The sequence below is a fragment of the Aliiroseovarius sp. B-4 genome (assembly GCF_056857795.1).
Genome location: NZ_JBSXNV010000031.1, coordinates 27,441 through 48,000, shown reverse-complemented (window position 1 = coordinate 48,000; position 20,560 = coordinate 27,441). Strand labels below are relative to the sequence as shown.

Sequence of the window (20,560 nt, the reverse complement as noted above, 5' to 3'; positions counted from 1 at the left end):
GGACACCCGTATGAATATCCTGCAAATCACCTCGCTTCTGATCGTTTTGGCCGGAGCCTTCGGGTCGATCAACTATCTGTTCCTGAAGCTGCCATCACCGATCGGCATATTGTTGGTGTCTCTGATGGCGTCTCTTGCGCTGATGGGGCTGGATTTCCTGATCCCGGCGATGGGTGTCGCCGATCAGGTCCGCAGCACTGTCGCCGATCTGGATTTTTCCGACACGTTGCTGGAAGGCATGTTGGGGCTGTTGCTCTTCGCCGGCGCATTGCATGTCAAAATTCAGGATTTGAGAGCGCAATGGGGGGTCGTTTTTCTAATGGCGACCATGGGCGTCGCCCTGTCCACGATTGTTGTAGGTGTCGGTTTCAGTTGGCTGACTGGCGCGCCCCTGCTGATCGCGCTGGTCTTTGGGGCGTTGATCTCGCCCACTGATCCCGTCGCGGTTCTGGGCGTCTTGCGCGAAGCAAATCTGCAAAAATCACTGGAAACAAAGATCGCCGGGGAGAGCCTTTTCAACGATGGGGTTGGCTACGTCGTTTTTTTGGTGCTGGTGGGGCTTGCCTTTACGTCCGGGCAAGGCGAACACGCCCCCGACCCCAGCGTCGAGGCTGCCCTTAAGCTGTTTTTTCAAGAGGCTGTCGGCGGTGCCCTTCTGGGGGTCGTCCTGGGCTGGCTGACCTTTCGCGTCATGCGCCACATCGACGATTATTCACTAGAGGTTTTGTTGACGCTTGGGCTGGCATTTGGCGGCTACGAGCTGGCCGTCGCGCTGCATGTCTCCGGCCCGATCATGGCCGTCTGCGCCGGGTTGTTGATTGGTGATGTCGGCACCAAACATGGGATGAGCGAAGAAACGCGGCGCTATGTCGATGCGTTCTGGAAGCTGATAGACGAAATTCTGAACGCGGTTCTGTTCCTTATGATCGGGTTTGAAGTCTTCGCCGTTGCCTTTACCATGGATGCCGTCACCGCCGGGGTGCTGTCGATCATTCTGGCCCTGATTGCTCGGCTGACGGCTGTGGCCGTGCCAGTCATCTTGCTCAGGCCTTTCCGCAGTTTCTCGCGCGGTGTTGTCCCGATCATGACCTGGGGGGGCTTGAAAGGCGGTATCTCGGTTGCGTTGGCGCTGAGCTTGCCCGACAACGAATGGAAACCCCTGATCCTGACCGCAACCTATATCATCGTCGTTTTCTCGATCATCGTGCAGGGCTTGACGGTCGCGCCGCTTGCGTCGCGGTTGGGGCGCGAACCGGAGTTGATGTAGGGACGACGCCCTTCTCAGGCAGTCCAAGCCCATCTCTGGTCGGCTCAATCCGAGGCCACTGCCCCAAGGATCAGTTCAACCGCCGGGCGGAAATTTCGGGTGAATTCATTGATGGCGAAGGCTTCGCGCATGTCATCCGGCAAGCCTTCGGGGTCGCGATTCGCGGTCAGATCAAATTGCGCGGCGCCTTGCAAAACATTCATCAAGGTGCGCGCAACCAGCGCGGCCCGATCGGGATCCAGGTGCATGAGTTTGGCAAGGTGAACAGCGAAGCGTTCAAATTTTGCCAGCATACTTCGTTTGGCGGTAAACAACGGCTCATCCGCCACGTTCGTCTCGATCACCGCGACCAAGCGCGCAAACAGGGGCAGGAACAGCGGTGTATTTTGCGACAGATCGGTCAGATAATCAGCCAAATCCGCCGGATGTGCACTTAGCTCGTGTTCGTTTTCAAAGCGGCCGACAAGATCCTCCAACGCTTCGACGAACAAAAGCAAGAACAGCTCTTCTTTGGAACGGACGTAAAGATACAGCGTTCCCTTGGCGAGATTGGCACGGCGTGCCAGGGCGTTCATGGTCACACCGTCAAAGCCCAATTCTTCGATCAGATCACGCGCGGCGGCCAGAATCTCTGCCTGCCGCTTGACCTTCTGATCCTCGGATCGGGCTCTTTTACTTGAATGTATCGTCAACGATCTCCGCCATTCCCGCCTGTCGCAAGTCAAGCCCGCGCGTTGATCTGACTATCGGACGATCATTGCCTGCTTGGCAAGAGCGGCTGTAGCGCGATGGCGGTATTCGCCGCTGCGTCAGATTGGCCAGTCACTTCTCGCGGGTGACTGTTTATCGCTTGGTGAAGCTGCATGAAAACGACGGAACCCGTGGCAAAACGAACTTGGCGACGGGCGGGTGCGGTATGAAAGTGCGGACCGGGATCCATCGCGTCAGGTGATCATATTCATCACTGATGTCGACTTGCCTTGCCTGCGAAAACCGGGTCTTGTCGCCGGGTTGCTTTCCTGAACCTGTGAAGTGTCGCTACCATGCAAAACATCCGTGGAATTTTCTTGATCATCTTCGCCATGGCTGCGTTCGCGTTGGAAGATGTCTTCATCAAGTCGATGACGCAGGGGATGCCTACCTCGCAAACCTTGTTTCTTCTTGGGGTTGGCGGCGCGGTGGCCTTTGCCATTATCACCTATGCCCAACGTGGCACGCTTGCCCCGCTTGTGCATCGTGACATGAAATCAAGGGCCATGCTGTGGCGCAATGCGTCCGAAGCCGTTTCGGCAATGTTTTTCGTGACCGCCCTGTCGCTCGTCCCCCTGTCCACGGTTTTGGCGGTGTTTCAGGCGATGCCGCTGGCCACGACGGCAGGTGCCGCGCTGTTTCTGGGTGAACAGGTCGGCTGGCGTCGGTGGACCGCCATTGGCATCGGTTTTCTTGGTGTTCTTCTGATTATTCGTCCGGGCGCAGACGGCTTCCAGATGGCCGCCCTGCTGCCGATTGCTGCCGTGTTTGGCATCGCCCTTCGCGATCTGCTGACCCGTCAGCTTGACCCGACGATCCCGTCCACCAGCGTGGCATTCTATGCGTTTCTAACTTGCATTCCGGCGGGTGTCATTTTGATCCCGGTCAGTGGATCGTTCGTCGTCCCTGAGCAGACTGGTTGGCTGCTGATGCTGGGGGCAACAGTTTTCGGCGTGTCTGGTTATTATGCCATCGTCATTGCCCTGCGTGTGGCCGAGACGTCGATCATCATGCCGTTCAGATACAGTCGTTTGATCTTCTCGATCTTTTTGGGGATCGTCGTGTTCGGCGAAGATCCCGACCGCTTGACCTATCTTGGGGCAAGCGTCGTGATCGGCACCGGCATCTATACCTTCCTGCGCGAACGGCGTGTAATGCACGGAGACATCACTGACCCCGCGTAAGGCTGTTGTCGGATGACGCAAGACGCGCTAAAGAGCCTCAACTGAAGTTTTCTTCTTATTGGGAGCGCTAACATGACCATCATCGTCGATATTTTTGCCCGCGAGATTCTGGACAGCCGAGGCAACCCGACCGTTGAGGTAGACGTGATCCTGGACGATGGCACGCTGGGCCGCGCTGCCGTGCCGTCCGGGGCATCGACCGGGGCGCATGAAGCCGTTGAAAAGCGCGATGGCGACAAGGCGCGTTATATGGGCAAAGGCGTTCTGGAAGCGGTCGAGGCCGTAAATGGCGAGATTGCCGATACTCTGGTCGGCTTTGACGCCACCGAACAGGAAGCCATCGACGCAGCCATGTGCGAACTGGATGGCACGCCGAACAAGGCCCGTCTGGGTGCCAACGCCATTCTTGGTGTCTCGCTGGCCGTGGCGAAAGCCGCCGCCGATGCCTCTGCCCTACCCCTTTACCGTTATGTCGGCGGGGCGTCTGCGCGCGTGTTGCCGGTGCCGATGATGAACATCATCAACGGCGGTGAACATGCCGACAACCCGATCGACATTCAGGAATTCATGATCATGCCCGTGTCTGCGAAAAACATTCGCGAAGCCGTGCGGATGGGATCGGAAGTGTTCCACACCCTGAAAAAAGAGCTGTCGGCCGCTGGCCTGTCCACCGGCATCGGCGACGAGGGCGGCTTCGCCCCAAATATCGGCTCGACCCGCGACGCGCTCGACTTCATCATGAGCTCGATCAAGAAAGCGGGCTACACACCGGGCGAAGACATCTATCTGGCGCTCGATTGCGCCGCGACCGAGTATTACAAGGACGGAAAATATGTCCTTTCAGGCGAAGGTAAATCGCTGACCAGCGAGGAGAATGCCCAATATCTGAAAGCACTCTGCGACGACTATCCGATCATCTCGATCGAAGACGGCATGTCGGAAGACGACTGGGACGGCTGGGTCGCCTTGACCGAACTGCTGGGCGACAAGATCCAGCTTGTGGGCGATGACCTGTTCGTGACCAACCCCGAACGTCTGGCCGAGGGGATCGCGAAAGGCGCGGCCAACTCGATGCTGGTGAAGGTCAACCAGATCGGCACCTTGTCCGAGACGCTGAAAGCCGTCGACATGGCCCACCGCGCACGAATGACCAACGTCATGTCGCACCGCTCGGGCGAGACTGAGGATGCGACCATCGCCGACCTTGCCGTCGCCACCAATTGCGGCCAGATCAAAACCGGGTCGCTCGCACGCTCGGACCGGCTCGCGAAATACAACCAACTGATCCGGATCGAGGAAATGCTGGGGGTGACGGCGGAATATGCCGGGCGGTCGATTTTGAAGTAAGCGATTTGCCGATTATCAGGGTAAAGGCCGGTGCAATGCTCCGGCCTTTTTCTTTGCATGGCGATCAAGAGCCCTAACTGGCCACCGGCTGATACGACTTTTGGCCTTCCTGCGCCCGCTTCATTGCGGACATGGCCTCTTTACTGGTCATGAGCTTGGTTGTTGATCCACCCGCCATGGTTCCGGAGGCGCCAACCACCAAGGCACACGCAGCCATTACTTCATCGCTCGGCGCTTCGATTAGCGCCATGACATCATCCTCTCCGAAGCAGAAAAACAGGTGATGCAACTTACCACCCAACGCCGCAATCAACTTCCCTGCGGCAGCTTCGCGATCTTGCGGCTTTTCCACGAGGGACCGCAAGGAATCGGTACTGTATTGACCTTTGAACATATAAAACGACATCTGATCTTCCTTTCTTGTTGAAAGGTTCCGTGCCGCAGACACCTGCCCCATCGCGCAGTATTGTGACCGAACCCTATCACGGATGTACGCTTGTGTCATTTTTCGCAGGCACGAAAGAATGTGCCCAACCAGAAAACGATAAGACATGACCCCCGAGCAAATCATCATCCACCTCGACCTCGCCCCGCACCCCGAAGGCGGGCATTATCGTCAGACATGGGTGGATGTGGCCAGCGATGGTCGCCCATCCGGCACCTGCATCTGTTTCCTGTTGAAAGACAGCGAGCGCAGCCATTGGCACCGGGTCGATGCGACCGAGATCTGGCTGTATCACGCGGGGGCGCCGCTGATCCTGTCAATGGCGGCGACCGATGCAGGGTCTGCGTTGGATCAGGAGCTCGGCGCGGTCCTTGCGGCGGGTCAATCGCCGCAAATGATCGTGCCACACCACCACTGGCAGGCCGCACGATCCATCGGTGCCTATTCGTTGGTCAGTTGTGTCGTGTCACCGAGGTTTCAGTTCGACGGTTTCACGCTGACGCCCGAAGGGTTCGACATCCTCCGCGCCTGATGGGCTTAGCCACCCAGCAAAAGCGCCGAGACCGGGGCCATTGCCACTGTTTTCGCCCGGTTTCCAAGGTTCCATTCGATCAGGGCTTGCAGGGTCTCCGCCTGCGCGCGGCCCAGCATGATCACACCATCTTCCTGACCGGCCTTGAAGGCGGCATTGTCCAGAAAACGGCGCATGACCTTGCCATCCTGCCCTTCGCCATCCAGTTCACGGAACACGACGCCCGCAGCAACACCGTTTTTCAGCGCGGTTTTGTGGCCAGTGTTCAGGCCTTGCGGTTCAGACACCAGCCCGTGCCCGCTGGCAATCAAAATCTCGGAAATCTGCGCCGCAAGCTGGCTATTGCTTTGAAACCCGCTGTCTTCAGCCATGAAAACTCCAACAGCAAGGTCCAGAAGCGGTGCCTGAGCCTGAAAGATCACTTCGGCATCTGTCGGGGTCGCATTCACGGGCAAGGCGGGCACAATCAACACCTCGGCTCCGACATCTCGATAAAAGGAAATGGCCTGGGCTGCATCCGGGGCACTGGCATCCACGATGAAGCTGACCGGGAACGGCAAATTGTTCAGATCTCCCAACGATTGACGCGCTGCGCCCTGATCCACCAACACGACGGACATCAGTGGACGACCTTCCGGATTGGCAAAGACGGCGGCATTTTGTTCGATGGCCCGCAGCGGCGTGTCCGTCAGGACCGGGTCGTCACCTGTCGCCTCGGCGTCTCCGTCCGTTGTTGACTGCTCAATCGTGGGCAAGCGGTTGGTCGTCACACCATCTGCCAGATCACCGATGGGGGCGACGGGGTCGCTTTTGATCTGCGGGGTGTTGGCAAGGTCGGGTATGGATTGCGGCAGGTTGCGGTCAGCCGATTCCCCGGCCGCGTTGGGATCTGTATCGGTGTCTTCATTCGCCTCACCGGTATCCTGTTCCGAGGCGTCCTGTTCCGAGGCGTCTTGCTCTGCTGGCTGTGGCGCGTCATCAGACGGGGCCGCGGGTGGCGCGTCGGTTTCACCCGGTGCATCACTGTCCGGCACAGCAGGTTCGGGCGGAGGGGCTGGCGCATCTGCCACGGGAACATCTGCATCTGGCGCCACATCTGCCGTTTCCATGTCGGCCGGCGCATCCGGTGCACTGATCGCGTCTGGCGGTGTATCATTGGCAACCGGCGGGTCTTCGGTTGGCGGCACTGCGTCTTCGGTGATCGTTATGTCCTGATCAACCGCCGGCGGATCGACCCGCCCCGGTTGCACCGGTGCCAATTGCAGCGATACAAGACCAAGACCCGACACGACCGTCCCGGCCAAAACACCTGACAAGAAGCCCTTTGCCATGGCTTTCTCTCCCCGAAACCTCATCCTTTGCACGTGCCGCTCTTGACCGTCGGCACCTGCGTGGATCATGTATAGCCCGACAATCGCAGGACGTAACCCCTGCTGAGACATTCTTGGCGAAAGGCCGCACCATGATCCTGCTGATCGATAATTATGACAGCTTTACTTACAATCTCGTCCATTATTTCGGCGAGTTGGGGGCAGATGTTGTGGTCAAACGCAACGACGCGCTGAATGTGCAAGAGGCGATGGGCATGGGCGCGGATGGAATCGTTTTGTCCCCCGGTCCCTGTGATCCGGCGCAGGCGGGCATCTGTCTGGCCTTGACCGCCGCTGCGGCTGACGCGAAAGTTCCCCTGTTTGGCGTCTGTCTTGGCCATCAAGCCATTGGCGAGGCGTTTGGCGGCAAGGTCGTGCGCGCACCCGAGATCGTGCATGGCAAGATGGGAGAGATCAGGCACCAGGGTAAAGGCGTGTTCAAAGGTCTGCCCTCGCCGCTTCTGGCCACACGCTATCATTCGCTGGTCGTAGATCGCGACAGCCTGCCCGATTGTCTGGAAATCACCGCCGAGCTGGACAACGGATTGATCATGGGTCTGCGCCACAAAGAGCTTGAGGTGGAAGGCGTGCAGTTCCACCCGGAAAGCATCCGGTCCGAGCATGGCCACGCAATGCTTCAAAATTTCCTGAACAAGACGAAAGTATCCGCATGAGCGACGCAATGAAACCGCTGATCTATGCCGCGACCGAGGGGCCACTGTCCCGCGCTCAGGCCGAGCTTGCCTTTGAAGAACTGTTCGAAGGGCGCGCAACCCCCGCCCAGATCGGTGCGCTTCTGGCTGCGATGCGGGCGCGTGGCGAAAGTGTTTCCGAATACGCGGCGGCGGCGGCGGTGATGCGCGCCAAATGCGCCAAGGTCAACGCTCCCGAAGGCGCGATGGACATTGTTGGTACGGGTGGCGACGGGATGGGCACGCTGAACATCTCGACTGCGACGGCCTTTGTGGTAGCGGGCGCGGGTGTGACGGTCGCCAAGCACGGCAACCGCAACCTGTCATCGAAATCAGGCGCGGCGGATGCGCTGACCGAAATGGGCGTGAACGTCATGGTCGGCGCTGATGTGGCAGAACGCGCCATCAACAAGGTCGGCATCGGCTTCATGATGGCCCCGATGCACCACCCGGCGATGAAGCATGTGATGCCCGTGCGTCAGGAAATGGGGTGCAAGACGATCTTCAATATCCTTGGCCCCCTGACCAACCCGGCAGGTGTCAAACGTCAGTTGACCGGGGCGTTTGCTGCCGACCTGATCTTTCCGATGGCGGAAACCCTGCAATCGCTGGGGTCGGAAAAAGCGTGGCTGGTGCATGGAGCGGACGGGATGGACGAGATCTCGATCACCGGAGTGACATCAGTTGCTGCGCTTGAGGATGGTAAAATCCATTCCCGCGAAATTCACCCCGAAGATGCGGGGCTTCCAGTGCACCGGCTTGCGTCGATCCTCGGGGGCGAGCCTGCCGAGAATGCCGTCGCCTTCCGCGCGCTGCTGGAAGGCGAGGCATCTGCCTTCCGCGATGCCGTTCTTTTGAACGCCGCTGCTGCACTTGTGGTGGCCGACAAGGCAAGCGATCTGAAAGAAGGCGTTGGATTGGCGGCTGAAAGCATCGACAGCGGAGCGGCGAAAGCCAAGATCGAAGCGTTGGCAAAGCTGACCTCGGTCGCGTGACATACCGCGCCTTGCCCCTTAACACACGAAGGCATAAACCACGCCCATGAGCACCGTTTTAGACAAGATCAAAGCCTACAAGCTGGACCATGTGGCCGCATGCAAAGCGGCCCGCCCCCTGTCCGCGGTCGAGGCCGCCGCCCGTGAGGCAAGCCCCACGCGGGACTTTGCGCGATCGCTGATGAAGGCCGCTGAAACCGGCTATGGCCTGATCGCCGAGGTCAAGAAGGCCAGCCCGTCCAAAGGTCTGATCCGCGCCGATTTCGACCCATCGGCGCTTGCAAAAGCCTATGAGGCCGGCGGCGCGACCTGCCTGTCGGTGCTGACCGACACACCGTCCTTCCAGGGCGCGGACGACTATTTGGTCGCTGCGCGCGACGCGGTCTTGCTTCCAGCCCTGCGCAAAGACTTCATGTATGACGCCTATCAGGTCGCTGAAGCCCGCGCCTTGGGGGCTGACTGCATCCTCATCATCATGGCCTCGGTAGAGGACACTCAAGCGCAAGAGCTTGAAGATGCAGCCTTTTCATGGGGCATGGATGTGCTGATCGAGGTGCATGACGAGGCCGAACTGGAGCGCGCCCTTGCGTTGAAATCGCCGCTTCTGGGCGTGAACAACCGCAACCTGAAGACTTTCGAGACGACACTGGACACCACCCGCCGCCTGTCAAAACTTGCGCCCGCTGATCGTCACCTTGTGTGCGAAAGCGGATTGTCTACTCCGCAAGATCTGGCCGATATGGCTGAATATGGCGCGCGGTCGTTCCTGATCGGCGAAAGCCTGATGCGTCAGGACCACGTCGAGGCCGCAACCCGCGCCCTGCTTGCCAATCCGGTGCCCGCATGAGCGACAAATCCCCCCTCACCCATTTCGACGCAGATGGACAGGCTCATATGGTCGACGTGTCCGACAAGGCCGTGACAGACCGCGTCGCGCTGGCCGAGGGGTTCGTGAAGATGACGCCCGAGACATTGGCCCTTGTCACTTCCGGCTCGGCGAAAAAAGGTGACGTTCTGGGTGTGGCGCGGCTGGCCGGGATCATGGGGGCAAAACGCACCTCGGACCTGATCCCTTTGTGTCATCCCCTGTCCATCACCAAGGTCGCGCTGGAGCTGGCCCCACAGCCCGACCTGCCCGGCGTGCGCATCACCGCGACCGTCAAGACCGGCGGCCAAACAGGGGTCGAGATGGAAGCGTTGACCGCTGTGTCTGTTGCCTGTCTGACCGTTTATGACATGCTCAAAGCCGCCGAAAAAGGCATGCAGATCACCGGCATCCGCCTTCTGCGTAAAGAAGGCGGAAAATCCGGGGTCTACGCACGAGAATCCGGGGATACCTGATGATCACCGTAGCTAAGGCGCTGGACGCGATATTCGATCTGGTGCGGCCTCTGGGCACGGAAGAGGTGCCACTGGCCGACGCGGCGAACCGCACCCTTGCCGCCCCCATCACAGCCTCCCGCCTGCAACCGCCCTTCGCGGCCTCGGCCATGGACGGTTATGCGCTGAACGGGGTGGAGGCCGACCCCGAAGCAATGTTTCGCGTCATCGGCGAAAGTGCGGCAGGGCATGGATTTCATGGCCACGTTGGCCCCGGCGAATGTGTGCGGATCTTCACCGGTGCGCCGATGCCTGACGGTGCGGATCGCGTGATCATTCAGGAAGATGTAGAGCGTAAGGGCGATCTGATCACGCTTGCGCGCAAATTGGACACAGTCCCACATGTGCGTCCGGCGGGTGCCGATTTCGCACCCGGTGACACAATCCCGGCACCCCGCATGCTGTCACCTGCCGACCTCGCGCTGGCGGCGGCGATGAACGTGCCCACCTTGACCGTCACCCGCAAACCCATCATCGCGCTTATGGCCACCGGAGACGAATTGGTTATGCCGGGCGAAACCCCCGGCCCGGATCAGATCATCGCGTCAAATGCCTTTGGCCTGAAAGCCTTGATCGAGGCAAATGGTGGCCACGCCCGCATGTTGCCGATTGCACGAGACAATGCCGACAGCTTGCGCACCGCGTTTGATCTGGCCGCGGATGCCGATCTGATCGTGACCATAGGCGGCGCATCTGTTGGCGACCATGATCTGGTCGGCGACGTGGCCGCCGAATTGGGGATGGAACAGAGCTTCTATAAGGTGCTGATGCGCCCCGGAAAGCCTTTGATGGCTGGGCGGATGGGAAATGCTGTTATGATCGGCCTACCCGGAAATCCGGTGTCCTCGATGGTCTGCGGCCATGTGTTTCTGGTGCCTGCCATGCGCGCGATGCTCGGGTTGGGGACAGCGGCAGCGCCGCGCAAAACAGCGATATTGGCTGCCCCGCTCAAGGCGAACGGCCCGCGCGAACACTACATGCGGGCACGGGTTGATGGTGACGAGATAACGATATTCGACAGCCAGGACAGCGCGCTCTTGAGCGTATTGTCTCAGGCCAATGCGCTGGCCATTCGCCCCGCGTCCGATTCAGCGCGCGAAGCAGGCGAAAGGCTTGACTACCTCCCGATCTGACACGATCTGCTGACCCTGCGTTCCCGCCTGACGTGCGCTGTTGACACAAAAAGGGAACAGGGATAGAACATTCACTGAACGCCCCGCAACGAGGGCCCTTTCTAACCCGTCGCTTAGGCTGCGGTATCGGAATGCAGAAAGACGGAGGTGTGAGAGCATGTTGACACGCAAACAGTTGGAACTTTTGGATTTTATTCACAAACGGATCCAACGTGACGGTGTGCCCCCGTCTTTTGACGAAATGAAGGAAGCGCTGGACCTGCGCTCGAAATCCGGGATTCACCGGCTGATCACTGCTTTGGAAGAACGCGGCTTTATCCGCCGCCTTGCCCACCGCGCCCGCGCCATTGAAATCGTGAAACTGCCTGAGCCGTTGGAGAATGCCGGACGCGCTGGGTTCGAACCGCGCGTGATCAAGGGCGACCGCCCCGAACGCACCCCGCCAAGCGCCATCGCTCTTGAAGGATTAGGCGTCAGCGACTTGCCTCTGATGGGTCGCATCGCGGCTGGTGAACCGATCGAAGCCATCACCGACGGCGCGCAGCACGTGTCTGTGCCCGAAAACATGCTGGCCACCGGCGGGCGTCACTATGCGCTTGAGGTTAAGGGCGATTCAATGATCGACGCCGGGATCAACAATGGCGATGTGGTTGTCATTCGCGAAACCAGTCAGGCGCAGAACGGCGATATCGTCGTGGCGCAGGTGGATGGCTACGAAGCCACGCTGAAGCGGTTTCGCAAAACCGACGGCATGATCGCTTTGGAAGCGGCCAACCCGGCCTATGAGACACGCCTGCTGCCAGAAGGTCAGGTCAAGGTTCAGGGCAAGCTGGTCGGTTTGATCCGCACCTACTGACCCGCATCGGACAGCTCGTTGGAAACAGAAAAAGGGACGCGGCCATTGCGCGTCCCTTTCATTGTACTCGGTTGGCGTATTGTGTCAGCCAAGCCCCGACAGTTTTCTCTGCAATTCGGCCAGCTGTTTCTTTATGGCGTCCAGTTCGTCCCTGGATCCATTTTCCGTTTTGTCGGATGCATCGTCATCGTCGTCTGACGACCCGGTGCTGCCGGGAAATCCGCTCATCATCGCTTTCATGAAAGCTTCTTGCTGCGCTTGCATCGCCTCGAACCCCGGCATCTGCGCCATAGGATTGCCCATCGCCCCGAAGTTTTCCATCATCTTGGACTGACCATCGCGCAGCATTTCAAAACTTGCGGCCAGAAACTGTGGCACAACGCTGTGTGCCTGCGTGGTATAGGACCGTACAAGATCCGTCAGCACATCCACCGGCAAGACACTTTCGCCCCGGCTTTCGTGTTCTGCAACGATCTGAAGCAGATATTGGCGCGTCAGATCATCACCCGATTTCAAGTCGATAATCTGCACTTCCCGTCCATCGCGAATAAACCCGGCGATATCGTCCAATGTCACGTAATCAGACGTCTCGGTGTTATATAGGCGCCGACTGGCGTAGCGCTTGATCAGCAGCGGTTCTTGTTTCTGAGCCATATTATCTCCCCGCAGCATTTTTTTGCTGCACTGCAAAAGCCTACCAAAGCCCACATCAAAGGCAAGCTTTTTGACCAACTATTACGTGAGGGGTCGGAACCTGGCGCACATGGAAAAAGGGCGAGCACAAGGCTCGCCCTTCTGGAATAGGCCGGATCGGGAGGTTGGTATCCGGCGAAATTCGCTTACTTGGCAGTCGCTTTTTTAGCGGCTTTCTGAACTTCGTCAGTTGCTTTTTTGACAGCAGCTTGAGCATCGTCGCCCAGCTCTTTGCCAGCAGCCATCATCAGTTCAACTGTTTCAGCTTGAACTTTTTTGGCAACTTCAGCGAAAGCAGCCAGGTTTTCAGCAGCCAGCTCAGCTTGGGCCGAAGCGAAGTCTGTTACGGCTTTGCCATAATCAGCAGCTTCTTCTTTAGCTGTGGTGACGTCGCCCATTTTGGCCAGTGTTTCCTTGGTCCATTTGGTCGAGATCTCAGCCGATTTGTCTGCAGCTTGCAGAGCAACTTTCGACATTTTCTCAGCCAGAGCAGCTTGGTTTTTGAAAGCGTCTTGAGCGACCGACATGTCAACGGGGAAGTTGCCCATCATGTCCTGGAACATCTTGGTGAAGTCTTGTGTCTTAGTCATTGTCATATCTCCGTGGTTTGGCGCCGGGAGGAGGTCGGTGCCTGAATTGCTATGAGGAGAATATGTATGCTGCGGTGCAGAAAATCAAGCTTTTTCTGCACCGCAGCATTTGACTATTTTAAGTTGTTGAAAATCAGGTATTTGGTTTTGCCACAACATAGGTGCCGGGCGCCGGGGCAAGAGGTTTGTGCGACGAATCACCGACCTCGCGCGCCTCGATCTGCTTGCCTGACCGCTCGGACAGCCAAGCATCCCATCGGCCCCACCAGGACCCATCGTTGAAGGTCGCCCCGTCCATCCAGTCATCCGATGCAGCGGGCCAATCTTCGTTTGTGTAGTGACCATACTTCTTTTTCGAAGGAGGGTTCACGATCCCGGCAATATGCCCGCTTTGCGATACGATGAAGGTCTTGTCCTTCGATCCCATCTGCCGGATGCCGTCATAAGATGACTTCCATGCGGCGATGTGATCTGTCTCGCAAGCAATGGCGCAAAGCGGGACGTCGACATCAGCAATCGACAGATGCTCATCCAGCAGCTCGAAATCACCTTTGGCAAAACGGTTGCCCTGACACAGACCGCGTAAATACTCGACGGTCATCTTGGCAGGCAGGTTCGTGCTGTCCCCATTCCAGAACAGAAGATCGAAGGCGGGCGGCGTCTTGCCCAGCATATAGCTGTTGATCGCCGGTCCATAGATCAGATCATTGGGCCGCAAATACGAGAACGTCCGCGACATGAAGAAGCTGTCCAGATAGCCACGCTCGGCGACTTCTTCTTCGATACCGGTGACGAAATCATCATCCAGAAAGACGCCGACTTCGCCCTGATCCGAGAAATCTGTCAGGGTGGTGAAGAATGTGGCGGAATTGACGGATTTGTCGCCACGCTTCTTCATCAAGGACAAGGTTAGCGACAGTGTTGTTCCGGCGATGCAATACCCGACCACATTGACCTTCTTCTGGTTTGTGATCGCTTTCACCTCGCGCATGGCAGCCAGATATCCATCTTCGATATAGTCGCCCAGCCCCACATCGGCATAGGACGCGTCCGGGTTTACCCAGCTGACCACAAACAGCGTGTAACCCTGATCGACGATCCATTTGATCAGGCTGTTCTGTTCCTTCAGGTCCATGATGTAGAACTTGTTGATCCAGGGCGGAAAGATGATCAGCGGGGTGGCGTGCACCTTCTCGGTCGTCGGGGCATATTGGATCAACTCCATCATCCGGTTGCGATAGACAACCTGCCCCGGCGTTGTCGCGATGTTCTTGCCCACCTCGAACGCACTTTCGTCCACCAGCTTGACCAGAAGTTCGCCGTCATTTGCTTCAAGATCAGCGACCAGGTTTTCCAGCCCCTGCACCAGCGACTGCCCGTTTGTTTCCACCGCTCGCTCCATCGCGTCCGGGTTGGTTGCCAGAAAGTTGGTGGGACTCATCATGTCGATGATCTGATGGGTGAAGAACTCCATCCGCTTGGTGTCTTCCGGGTCAAGCCCTTCCACATCTTTCAGCGCGTCTTCCATCGCCTGCGAACTGATCAGATACTGTTGTTTGACATAGTTGTAATAAGGATGGGAATCCCACAAAGGATTCGAAAATCGGCGGTCCTTCGGGCCGGGATCCTCAGGTGCCTTGAAGTCGCCGGCCGCCAGTGCCGCTTGTGCTTCAATCGCATGTTCCAGCGTTTTGCCCCAATATGCCACCTGATGTTCGAACATTTTGGACGGGTTTGCCATCATGTCCGCCCAGATCGTCCCGGCGGCCTTCACATAGAACTCCTGCCCCGGCGCCTGCAAGCTGGGGCGCACAGGCTTTCGATGTGCCATGATATTGGCCAGACGTTTTGACAATTCCTCGATGCGGGCGAGGTTGTTGTTCAGTTCACTCAGCTCCTGGCCTTTATTAACTTGGTCAGTTGTCATGAAACAATTTCCCCCCTATGGTTTCTGCAAGTGCAGCATCGTAAAAACTGCATATGAAACCAACTATGCGAATGCAGAGTGTAAAAATCAAAGGCTAATATCAAATGCGGTACATGGCGACTTACGATCTGATGGAGACGATCCGCAATACGAATCAGTGGTTGGGTGCAACGGCCGCCGCCATGGGCTCGTATCCCGCAACAGCCTTGGTTCCGAACCCTTTCTTTCAGATCATGGCGGCTTGGGGCGAAGTAACAGAACGCAGCTTTGACCGCATGGTCACCAAACCCGACTGGGGCATCCTGAGCGTCGTCGGAGAAGATGGGCGTGACCACGTGGTCCAGATCGAGAAGCGGGTCGAACGGCCGTTTGGCGACCTGATCCAGTTCAAAGTCACAGGACGCCCCGAGAAAAAACGACGCATTCTGCTGGTGGCCCCAATGTCCGGACACTATGCGACCCTTCTGCGCTCGACCGTTGCCAGTCTTCTTCCCGATGCCGAAATCTACATCACCGATTGGCACAATGCGCGGGATATCCCCGTCAGTGCCGGGAAGTTCGACATTGAGGATTACACCCTGTATCTGGTGGATTTCATGCGCCATCTGGGCCCCGACATCAATGTCGTCGCGGTCTGTCAACCCGCCCCCCTGACACTGGCGGCCACGGCCTATCTGGCCGAACTGGACCCCGAAGCGCAGCCGCAAACCCTGACCCTGATCGGCGGGCCGATTGATCCTGACGCCGCGGCAACGGATGTGACCGATTTCGGGCGTCGCGTGACCATGGGGCAGTTGGAAGAAACCGCCATTCAGCGGGTCGGCTTCAAATACAAAGGGGCAGGTCGGATGGTCTATCCCGGTCTGCTGCAATTGGCGGGCTTCATGTCCATGAATGGAGAGAAGCATTCGAAAGCGTTTTCAAACCAGATCATGCGAGTGGCCAAGGGTGAAGCATCGGAACGGGATAAACACAACCGTTTCTATGACGAATACCTTGCTGTCATGGACATGACCGCCGAGTTTTACCTGAGCACAGTTGAACGTGTTTTCAAAAACAGCGAAATCGCCAAAAACGCATTTGTCGTTAACGGTCATACCGTGAATATCGGTGCGATCACGGACGTTGCCGTGAAGACGGTCGAAGGCACCAAGGACGACATCACCGCCCCCGGTCAATGCATCGCTGCACTGGACCTGCTGACCGGCTTGTCCGCGGACAAAAAGGCCAGCCATGTCGAAGATGGAGCGGGCCACTACGGCATTTTTGCTGGCAAAAGCTGGCGGAACAATATCCGCCCTCTGGTTCTGGACTTCATTGACCAGAACGACGGACGCCACGCGGCACAAGCTGCCAAGAAACGCGCCAGGAAAGCTGCCGCAAAACCCGCCAAGCTGAACGTCGTGAAGGCCGCTGGCAAGTAGGTTCAGCGACCTCCGACACATCAAGGCGCGCATTGCAGCTGCGCCTTTTTAATCTACTGACGTAGCTTGATCAGCGCAGCTCAAGCGGCATATCCAGCCAGGCTCGCATTCCGATATTGACCTGTTGCGGCACCTCGACGGTTGGCAAATGCCCGGCCGCGGTCAAGATCACAAGTTCGGCCCCTGGAATAAGGGCCGCCATGTTTTCGTGCCGTTTGGGTGGGGTCAGCCCATCATGCGCACCGCACATCACCATAGTCGGCACCTTCAACCGCTGCAAACTGCGCTGCGCATCAGGGCGCCGTTGAAGGGCGCGTGACTGGCGGACGAACATCTCGCCTCCCAGCCGATGCGCCATATCGTGCACCAGTGCCACCACCGCCTCCCGTCCGGGACCGGGGGCAAGATGGTTGGGGGACAGGGTTTCCGTCATTGCCTCCTCCAACCGCCCGGCACTGGCGCGCACGATCTGCGGCTCGCGCCATGCGGCCTGGGCGGGCGTGTCCGGCAAAGGCGTGGTGGAAATCAACGCCAGACGGGAAACACGATCCGGCGCGCGGCGGGCGATCTCCATCGCGACGATGCCACCCATGCTCAGCCCGGCCAGCGCAAAGCGCGAAGGCAAATGCTCAAGAATATGAGCGGCCATGTCGCGGATCGTGTCCCCACAGACCGGAGGGGCAACCACAACCATATGATCCCGCGACAAATCCTCAATCTGCGGCCCAAACACCCGCGCGTCACACATCATTCCGGGGATCAGAACCACAGGTTCCTGCATCTTCTGCTCGCTTGTTTCTGTTTTGCCTCTGCTGTGACCTTGGCCCGCCCATGATACCGGTGCAAGCGCTATTGCCCGTCCGACTGTGGTCAGATCCGCGCCAGAACAACTTTGACCATCTTCTGTATGGTGCGCAGACACTCATCGTCCGAGAACCGATGATCGGCCCCTTTGACCAGCGTCAACCGGATGTCGTTGCCGTCGACGTGTTCCAGCAACTTCAGCGCCTGCGCAGTGGACACCGCCGTATCTTCGGTGCCTTGCAAAAAGCGCACAGGCATATTAAGCGGCAGCGGGCTGCGCAAAACCAAATGATCGCGACCATCTTCGATCAGCCGCTTGGTGATAACATAATCTTCATCATAATCGGACGGGATCGACAGGAACCCCTCGCGCTCCAGCTCTGCTTTCTGATCGTCGTTGAACCCGGTCCAATATCCATCTTCGGTAAAATCAGGCGCCGCCGCGATGGTGACAAGGCCAACCAACCGGCCCGGTCGCGCACGCGCCAAAAGCAGCGACTGCCAGCCGCCCATCGAGCTGCCAACCGCCAGCACAGGCCCGTCAATCAACTGGTCCACCACAGCCAGCGTGTCCTCGTGCCAGTCTCCGATGCAACCGTCGGTAAATTCCTCCGAGCTTTGCCCGTGGCCCGAGTAATCAAACCGCAGGAATGCCCGCCCTTCGGCTTTAGCCCAAGCTTCCAGAGCAACCGCCTTGGTGCCTTCCATGTCCGACTTCAGGCCGGACAGAAACAGGATCGTCGGCCCCTGCCCATCGGTTTTCACGTAAGCGATGCGCCGACCATTTGCGGTCTCAAGAAACTGGATGTCGGTCATGATCTTCCCTGTCTGTTGTGGCGCGCAAACCATACCGGGCACGAAATGCTCTGCAATCCCCAACATTGCCCGCCCCCCGTTGACAGTCGCAGAAACAAGGTTCAAAAGTCGCCCACACATAACCCGCAACCGGGCGTTCCGTGGGCGCCAAAACGACGAGGAGACGGCTATGAGCCAGATATCCCTTACATTTCCTGACGGCAATTCACGCGAGTATGACGCGGGTATCACCCCTGCCGAGGTCGCCGCGAGCATCTCGAATTCGCTGGCGAAAAAGGCCATTTCTGCCACCGTGGACGGTGTCCATTGGGACATGCAGTGGCCGATCAAGGGAAATGCCGCAATCTCCATTCACACGATGAAGGACGAAACGCAGGCGCTGGAACTGATCCGGCACGACTTTGCCCACGTCATGGCGCGCGCGGTGCAGGAAATCTGGCCCGACGTGAAAGTCACCATCGGCCCGGTGATCGAGAATGGCTGGTATTACGACTTTGATCGTGAAGAACCATTCACGCCCGAAGATCTGGGTGCGATCGAAGCGAAGATGAAGGAAATCATCAACAAGCGTGAACCGGTGACGACCGAGATCTGGGAACGTGACCGCGCGGTCAAGTTCTATGAGGCCAACAACGAATCTTACAAGGTCGAACTGATCGAGGCCATTCCGGGCGATGAGCCCTTGCGCATGTATTGGCACGGACATTGGCAGGACCTTTGCCGTGGTCCACACCTGCAACATACAGGCCAACTGCCCGCCGACGCGTTCAAGCTAATGAACGTGGCTGGTGCCTATTGGCGTGGCGACAGTGATCGCGCCATGCTGCAACGTATCTATGGCGTGGGTTTTCAAAACAAAGAGCAGCTGAAAAAACACCTGCACATGTTGGAAGAAGCCGCCAAACGCGACCACCGCAAGTTGGGACGCGAGATGAACTTGTTCCACATGCAGGAAGAAGCCCCGGGGCAGATCTTCTGGCACCCGAATGGCTGGACCATCTATACCGAGTTGCAAAACTACATGCGTCGCAAACAGCGCACAGGCGGTTATGTCGAGGTCAACACGCCTCAAGTGGTGGATCGCAAGCTCTGGGAAGCCTCGGGCCATTGGGACAAGTATCAGGAGCATATGTTCATCGTCGAAGTGGACGAGGAGCACGCACGCGAAAAGTCGATCAACGCGCTTAAGCCGATGAATTGCCCATGCCACGTGCAGGTCTATAATCAAGGTTTGAAAAGCTACCGGGAATTGCCGCTGCGCATGGCCGAATTCGGTTCCTGCAATCGCTATGAACCGAGCGGAGCCTTGCACGGGATCATGCGTGTGCGCGGCTTCACACAGGACGACGCGCATATTTTCTGCACCGAAGAGCAGATCGAAGAGGAATGCGCCCGATTCATCGACTTCCTGTCCTCTGTCTATAAGGATCTGGGGTTCGAGGAGTTCGAGATCATGTTCGCCACTCGGCCCGAAAAGCGGGTGGGAAGCGAGGAGTCGTGGGATCATGTCGAAGCCGCGTTGGAGAATGCGATCAAGAAAACCGGGCATAAATACACGCTCGACCCCGGCGAAGGGGCGTTTTACGGACCCAAACTGGATTTCAAACTGACCGACGCCATTGGCCGGGTCTGGCAATGCGGCACCTTTCAGGTCGATCCCAACCTGCCCGAACGCCTTGGTGCCGTCTATATCGGCGAAGATGGCGCGAAACATCGTCCCTATATGTTGCACCGGGCTTGCCTTGGGTCATTCGAACGATTCATCGGTATCCTGATCGAGAACTGGGCTGGAAAGCTGCCGTTCTGGCTGGCCCCGCGTCAGGTCGTGGTGGCATCCATCGTGTCCGATGCGGATGACTATGTGCAGCAGGTGGCTGATGCGCTGAACGCCAAAGGAATCCGTGCCGAGGCGGACATTCGCAACGAAAAGATCAACTATAAGGTCCGCGAGCATTCAGTCGGCAAAGTGCCGGTCATCCTGGCTTGCGGCATGAAAGAAATCGAAGACGGCACGGTTTCGATGCGCCGACTGGGCGACAAGCATTCCAAAGTGCTGCCGCTGGACGAGGTTGTAACCACGCTGGCGAAAGAAGCCACGCCCCCCGACCTGGCCTAAGCAGATAGTATATTGAGCACCCCCGCCACGAGCGGGGGTTTTCATTGGTCAAGCGTTACAGACTCTCACATTGCCCGTGACCGGAACGCCTTTTTGGCCGCCAACCCTGTAACAAAAGCTACACCGACGGCATTTCTATTGTAATTTTCGGCACGAAGCCTGACCGAAAAAAGAACGATAATTCCTGTATCGGCGAAATCCGCAGCCAAGAAACCCTTCAAAAACAGGGCTTCGAGGGG

20 protein-coding genes are annotated in these 20,560 nt (G+C 58.0%); 12 read left to right on the top strand and 8 right to left on the bottom strand.

Going from position 1 to position 20,560, the window contains the following annotated elements; all coding sequences use genetic code 11:
* The first annotated feature begins 10 nt into the window (after positions 1 to 10).
* Positions 11 to 1,267: a cation:proton antiporter gene (locus AC13C8_RS05210; protein ID WP_482846755.1), complete on the top strand. Its 1,257-nt coding sequence runs from the start codon at positions 11 to 13 to the stop codon at positions 1,265 to 1,267.
* 44 nt (positions 1,268 to 1,311) lie between these two features.
* Here the strand turns inward: AC13C8_RS05210 and AC13C8_RS05205 are convergent, their stop codons facing one another.
* Complete coding sequence (locus AC13C8_RS05205) at positions 1,312 to 1,959, bottom strand: TetR/AcrR family transcriptional regulator (RefSeq protein ID WP_482846593.1); 648 nt, start codon at positions 1,957 to 1,959, stop codon at positions 1,312 to 1,314.
* A gap of 351 nt (positions 1,960 to 2,310) precedes the next feature.
* Here AC13C8_RS05205 and AC13C8_RS05200 point away from each other — a divergent pair, with 351 nt between their 5' ends.
* Together AC13C8_RS05200 and eno are read left to right on the top strand one after the other, a co-directional pair.
* Entirely contained in the window at positions 2,311 to 3,201 is an 891-nt protein-coding gene (locus AC13C8_RS05200) for a DMT family transporter (protein WP_482846592.1), read from the top strand.
* A 72-nt stretch (positions 3,202 to 3,273) separates the two neighbouring features.
* Positions 3,274 to 4,548: a phosphopyruvate hydratase gene (gene eno, locus AC13C8_RS05195; RefSeq protein ID WP_091430646.1), complete on the top strand. Its 1,275-nt coding sequence runs from the start codon at positions 3,274 to 3,276 to the stop codon at positions 4,546 to 4,548.
* A gap of 73 nt (positions 4,549 to 4,621) precedes the next feature.
* Here eno and AC13C8_RS05190 read toward each other — a convergent pair whose 3' ends face one another.
* Entirely contained in the window at positions 4,622 to 4,954 is a 333-nt protein-coding gene (locus tag AC13C8_RS05190; RefSeq protein ID WP_177179327.1) for a GYD domain-containing protein, read from the bottom strand.
* Positions 4,955 to 5,099: 145 nt separating this feature from the next.
* Between AC13C8_RS05190 and AC13C8_RS05185 the strand changes: the two genes are divergently transcribed.
* Positions 5,100 to 5,525, top strand: coding sequence for a cupin domain-containing protein (locus tag AC13C8_RS05185; RefSeq protein WP_482846591.1), 426 nt, complete (start codon positions 5,100 to 5,102; stop codon positions 5,523 to 5,525).
* Between the two features lie 5 nt (positions 5,526 to 5,530).
* Here the strand turns inward: AC13C8_RS05185 and AC13C8_RS05180 are convergent, their stop codons facing one another.
* Entirely contained in the window at positions 5,531 to 6,856 is a 1,326-nt protein-coding gene (locus AC13C8_RS05180; RefSeq protein ID WP_482846590.1) for a divergent polysaccharide deacetylase family protein, read from the bottom strand.
* 131 nt (positions 6,857 to 6,987) lie between these two features.
* Between AC13C8_RS05180 and AC13C8_RS05175 the strand changes: the two genes are divergently transcribed.
* The 6 genes from AC13C8_RS05175 to lexA all read left to right on the top strand — a co-directional run bounded on the left by AC13C8_RS05175 (position 6,988) and on the right by lexA (position 11,951).
* Positions 6,988 to 7,569 (top strand): anthranilate synthase component II, encoded by a 582-nt coding sequence (locus AC13C8_RS05175; RefSeq protein WP_482846589.1) that lies wholly within the window; start codon positions 6,988 to 6,990, stop codon positions 7,567 to 7,569.
* Positions 7,566 to 8,582 (top strand): anthranilate phosphoribosyltransferase, encoded by a 1,017-nt coding sequence (gene trpD, locus AC13C8_RS05170; RefSeq protein ID WP_482846588.1) that lies wholly within the window; start codon positions 7,566 to 7,568, stop codon positions 8,580 to 8,582. The genes AC13C8_RS05175 and trpD overlap by 4 nt, the downstream gene beginning before the upstream one ends.
* A 46-nt stretch (positions 8,583 to 8,628) precedes the next feature.
* Positions 8,629 to 9,429, top strand: a complete 801-nt coding sequence (gene trpC / locus AC13C8_RS05165) for an indole-3-glycerol phosphate synthase TrpC (RefSeq protein WP_091430650.1) — start codon at positions 8,629 to 8,631, stop codon at positions 9,427 to 9,429.
* A complete protein-coding gene (gene moaC, locus AC13C8_RS05160; RefSeq protein WP_091430652.1) occupies positions 9,426 to 9,923 on the top strand; it encodes a cyclic pyranopterin monophosphate synthase MoaC in 498 nt (165 codons plus the stop codon). The genes trpC and moaC overlap by 4 nt, the downstream gene beginning before the upstream one ends.
* Positions 9,923 to 11,095 carry a molybdopterin molybdotransferase MoeA gene (locus AC13C8_RS05155; RefSeq protein ID WP_482846587.1) on the top strand — a complete coding sequence of 391 codons (1,173 nt, stop codon included), beginning with the start codon at positions 9,923 to 9,925 and terminating at the stop codon, positions 11,093 to 11,095. Before moaC ends, AC13C8_RS05155 begins: the two co-directional genes overlap by 1 nt.
* Before the next feature lie 157 nt (positions 11,096 to 11,252).
* Complete coding sequence (gene lexA / locus AC13C8_RS05150) at positions 11,253 to 11,951, top strand: transcriptional repressor LexA (protein WP_091430656.1); 699 nt, start codon at positions 11,253 to 11,255, stop codon at positions 11,949 to 11,951.
* Between the two features lie 84 nt (positions 11,952 to 12,035).
* Here lexA and phaR read toward each other — a convergent pair whose 3' ends face one another.
* From phaR to AC13C8_RS05135, 3 genes are all read right to left on the bottom strand, one after another.
* Complete coding sequence (phaR, locus tag AC13C8_RS05145) at positions 12,036 to 12,605, bottom strand: polyhydroxyalkanoate synthesis repressor PhaR (protein ID WP_091432418.1); 570 nt, start codon at positions 12,603 to 12,605, stop codon at positions 12,036 to 12,038.
* Positions 12,606 to 12,790: 185 nt separating this feature from the next.
* A complete protein-coding gene (locus AC13C8_RS05140) occupies positions 12,791 to 13,234 on the bottom strand; it encodes a Phasin (RefSeq protein WP_091430657.1) in 444 nt (147 codons plus the stop codon).
* 133 nt (positions 13,235 to 13,367) lie between these two features.
* Positions 13,368 to 15,161, bottom strand: a complete 1,794-nt coding sequence (locus AC13C8_RS05135) for a PHA/PHB synthase family protein (RefSeq protein ID WP_482846586.1) — start codon at positions 15,159 to 15,161, stop codon at positions 13,368 to 13,370.
* 104 nt (positions 15,162 to 15,265) lie between these two features.
* Between AC13C8_RS05135 and phaZ the strand changes: the two genes are divergently transcribed.
* Positions 15,266 to 16,585, top strand: a complete 1,320-nt coding sequence (gene phaZ, locus AC13C8_RS05130) for a polyhydroxyalkanoate depolymerase (protein ID WP_482846585.1) — start codon at positions 15,266 to 15,268, stop codon at positions 16,583 to 16,585.
* Between the two features lie 70 nt (positions 16,586 to 16,655).
* On the opposite strand, the gene AC13C8_RS05125 is transcribed toward phaZ, so the two are convergent.
* The gene (locus AC13C8_RS05125) at positions 16,656 to 17,366 is read right to left on the bottom strand and encodes an alpha/beta fold hydrolase (protein ID WP_482846584.1); all 711 of its coding nucleotides are present in this window, start codon (positions 17,364 to 17,366) and stop codon (positions 16,656 to 16,658) included.
* Between the two features lie 89 nt (positions 17,367 to 17,455).
* Positions 17,456 to 18,205, bottom strand: a complete 750-nt coding sequence (locus AC13C8_RS05120) for an alpha/beta fold hydrolase (RefSeq protein WP_482846754.1) — start codon at positions 18,203 to 18,205, stop codon at positions 17,456 to 17,458.
* 169 nt (positions 18,206 to 18,374) lie between these two features.
* On the opposite strand from AC13C8_RS05120, the gene thrS reads away from it, so the two are divergent.
* Positions 18,375 to 20,321 (top strand): threonine--tRNA ligase, encoded by a 1,947-nt coding sequence (thrS, locus tag AC13C8_RS05115; protein WP_482846583.1) that lies wholly within the window; start codon positions 18,375 to 18,377, stop codon positions 20,319 to 20,321.
* Positions 20,322 to 20,560 lie beyond the last annotated feature (239 nt).

What these genes read in the sequence shown, in the direction of transcription:
- AC13C8_RS05210 (WP_482846755.1), top strand. Translation starts at nt 11, where the DNA reads ATGAATATCCTGCAAATCACCTCGCTTCTGATCGTTTTGGCCGGAGCC.
- AC13C8_RS05200 (WP_482846592.1), top strand. Translation starts at nt 2,311, where the DNA reads ATGCAAAACATCCGTGGAATTTTCTTGATCATCTTCGCCATGGCTGCG.
- eno (WP_091430646.1), top strand. Translation starts at nt 3,274, where the DNA reads ATGACCATCATCGTCGATATTTTTGCCCGCGAGATTCTGGACAGCCGA.
- AC13C8_RS05190 (WP_177179327.1), bottom strand. Translation starts at nt 4,954, where the DNA reads ATGTCGTTTTATATGTTCAAAGGTCAATACAGTACCGATTCCTTGCGG.
- AC13C8_RS05185 (WP_482846591.1), top strand. Translation starts at nt 5,100, where the DNA reads ATGACCCCCGAGCAAATCATCATCCACCTCGACCTCGCCCCGCACCCC.
- AC13C8_RS05180 (WP_482846590.1), bottom strand. Translation starts at nt 6,856, where the DNA reads ATGGCAAAGGGCTTCTTGTCAGGTGTTTTGGCCGGGACGGTCGTGTCG.
- AC13C8_RS05175 (WP_482846589.1), top strand. Translation starts at nt 6,988, where the DNA reads ATGATCCTGCTGATCGATAATTATGACAGCTTTACTTACAATCTCGTC.
- trpD (WP_482846588.1), top strand. Translation starts at nt 7,566, where the DNA reads ATGAGCGACGCAATGAAACCGCTGATCTATGCCGCGACCGAGGGGCCA.
- trpC (WP_091430650.1), top strand. Translation starts at nt 8,629, where the DNA reads ATGAGCACCGTTTTAGACAAGATCAAAGCCTACAAGCTGGACCATGTG.
- moaC (WP_091430652.1), top strand. Translation starts at nt 9,426, where the DNA reads ATGAGCGACAAATCCCCCCTCACCCATTTCGACGCAGATGGACAGGCT.
- AC13C8_RS05155 (WP_482846587.1), top strand. Translation starts at nt 9,923, where the DNA reads ATGATCACCGTAGCTAAGGCGCTGGACGCGATATTCGATCTGGTGCGG.
- lexA (WP_091430656.1), top strand. Translation starts at nt 11,253, where the DNA reads ATGTTGACACGCAAACAGTTGGAACTTTTGGATTTTATTCACAAACGG.
- phaR (WP_091432418.1), bottom strand. Translation starts at nt 12,605, where the DNA reads ATGGCTCAGAAACAAGAACCGCTGCTGATCAAGCGCTACGCCAGTCGG.
- AC13C8_RS05140 (WP_091430657.1), bottom strand. Translation starts at nt 13,234, where the DNA reads ATGACTAAGACACAAGACTTCACCAAGATGTTCCAGGACATGATGGGC.
- AC13C8_RS05135 (WP_482846586.1), bottom strand. Translation starts at nt 15,161, where the DNA reads ATGACAACTGACCAAGTTAATAAAGGCCAGGAGCTGAGTGAACTGAAC.
- phaZ (WP_482846585.1), top strand. Translation starts at nt 15,266, where the DNA reads ATGCGGTACATGGCGACTTACGATCTGATGGAGACGATCCGCAATACG.
- AC13C8_RS05125 (WP_482846584.1), bottom strand. Translation starts at nt 17,366, where the DNA reads ATGCAGGAACCTGTGGTTCTGATCCCCGGAATGATGTGTGACGCGCGG.
- AC13C8_RS05120 (WP_482846754.1), bottom strand. Translation starts at nt 18,205, where the DNA reads ATGACCGACATCCAGTTTCTTGAGACCGCAAATGGTCGGCGCATCGCT.
- thrS (WP_482846583.1), top strand. Translation starts at nt 18,375, where the DNA reads ATGAGCCAGATATCCCTTACATTTCCTGACGGCAATTCACGCGAGTAT.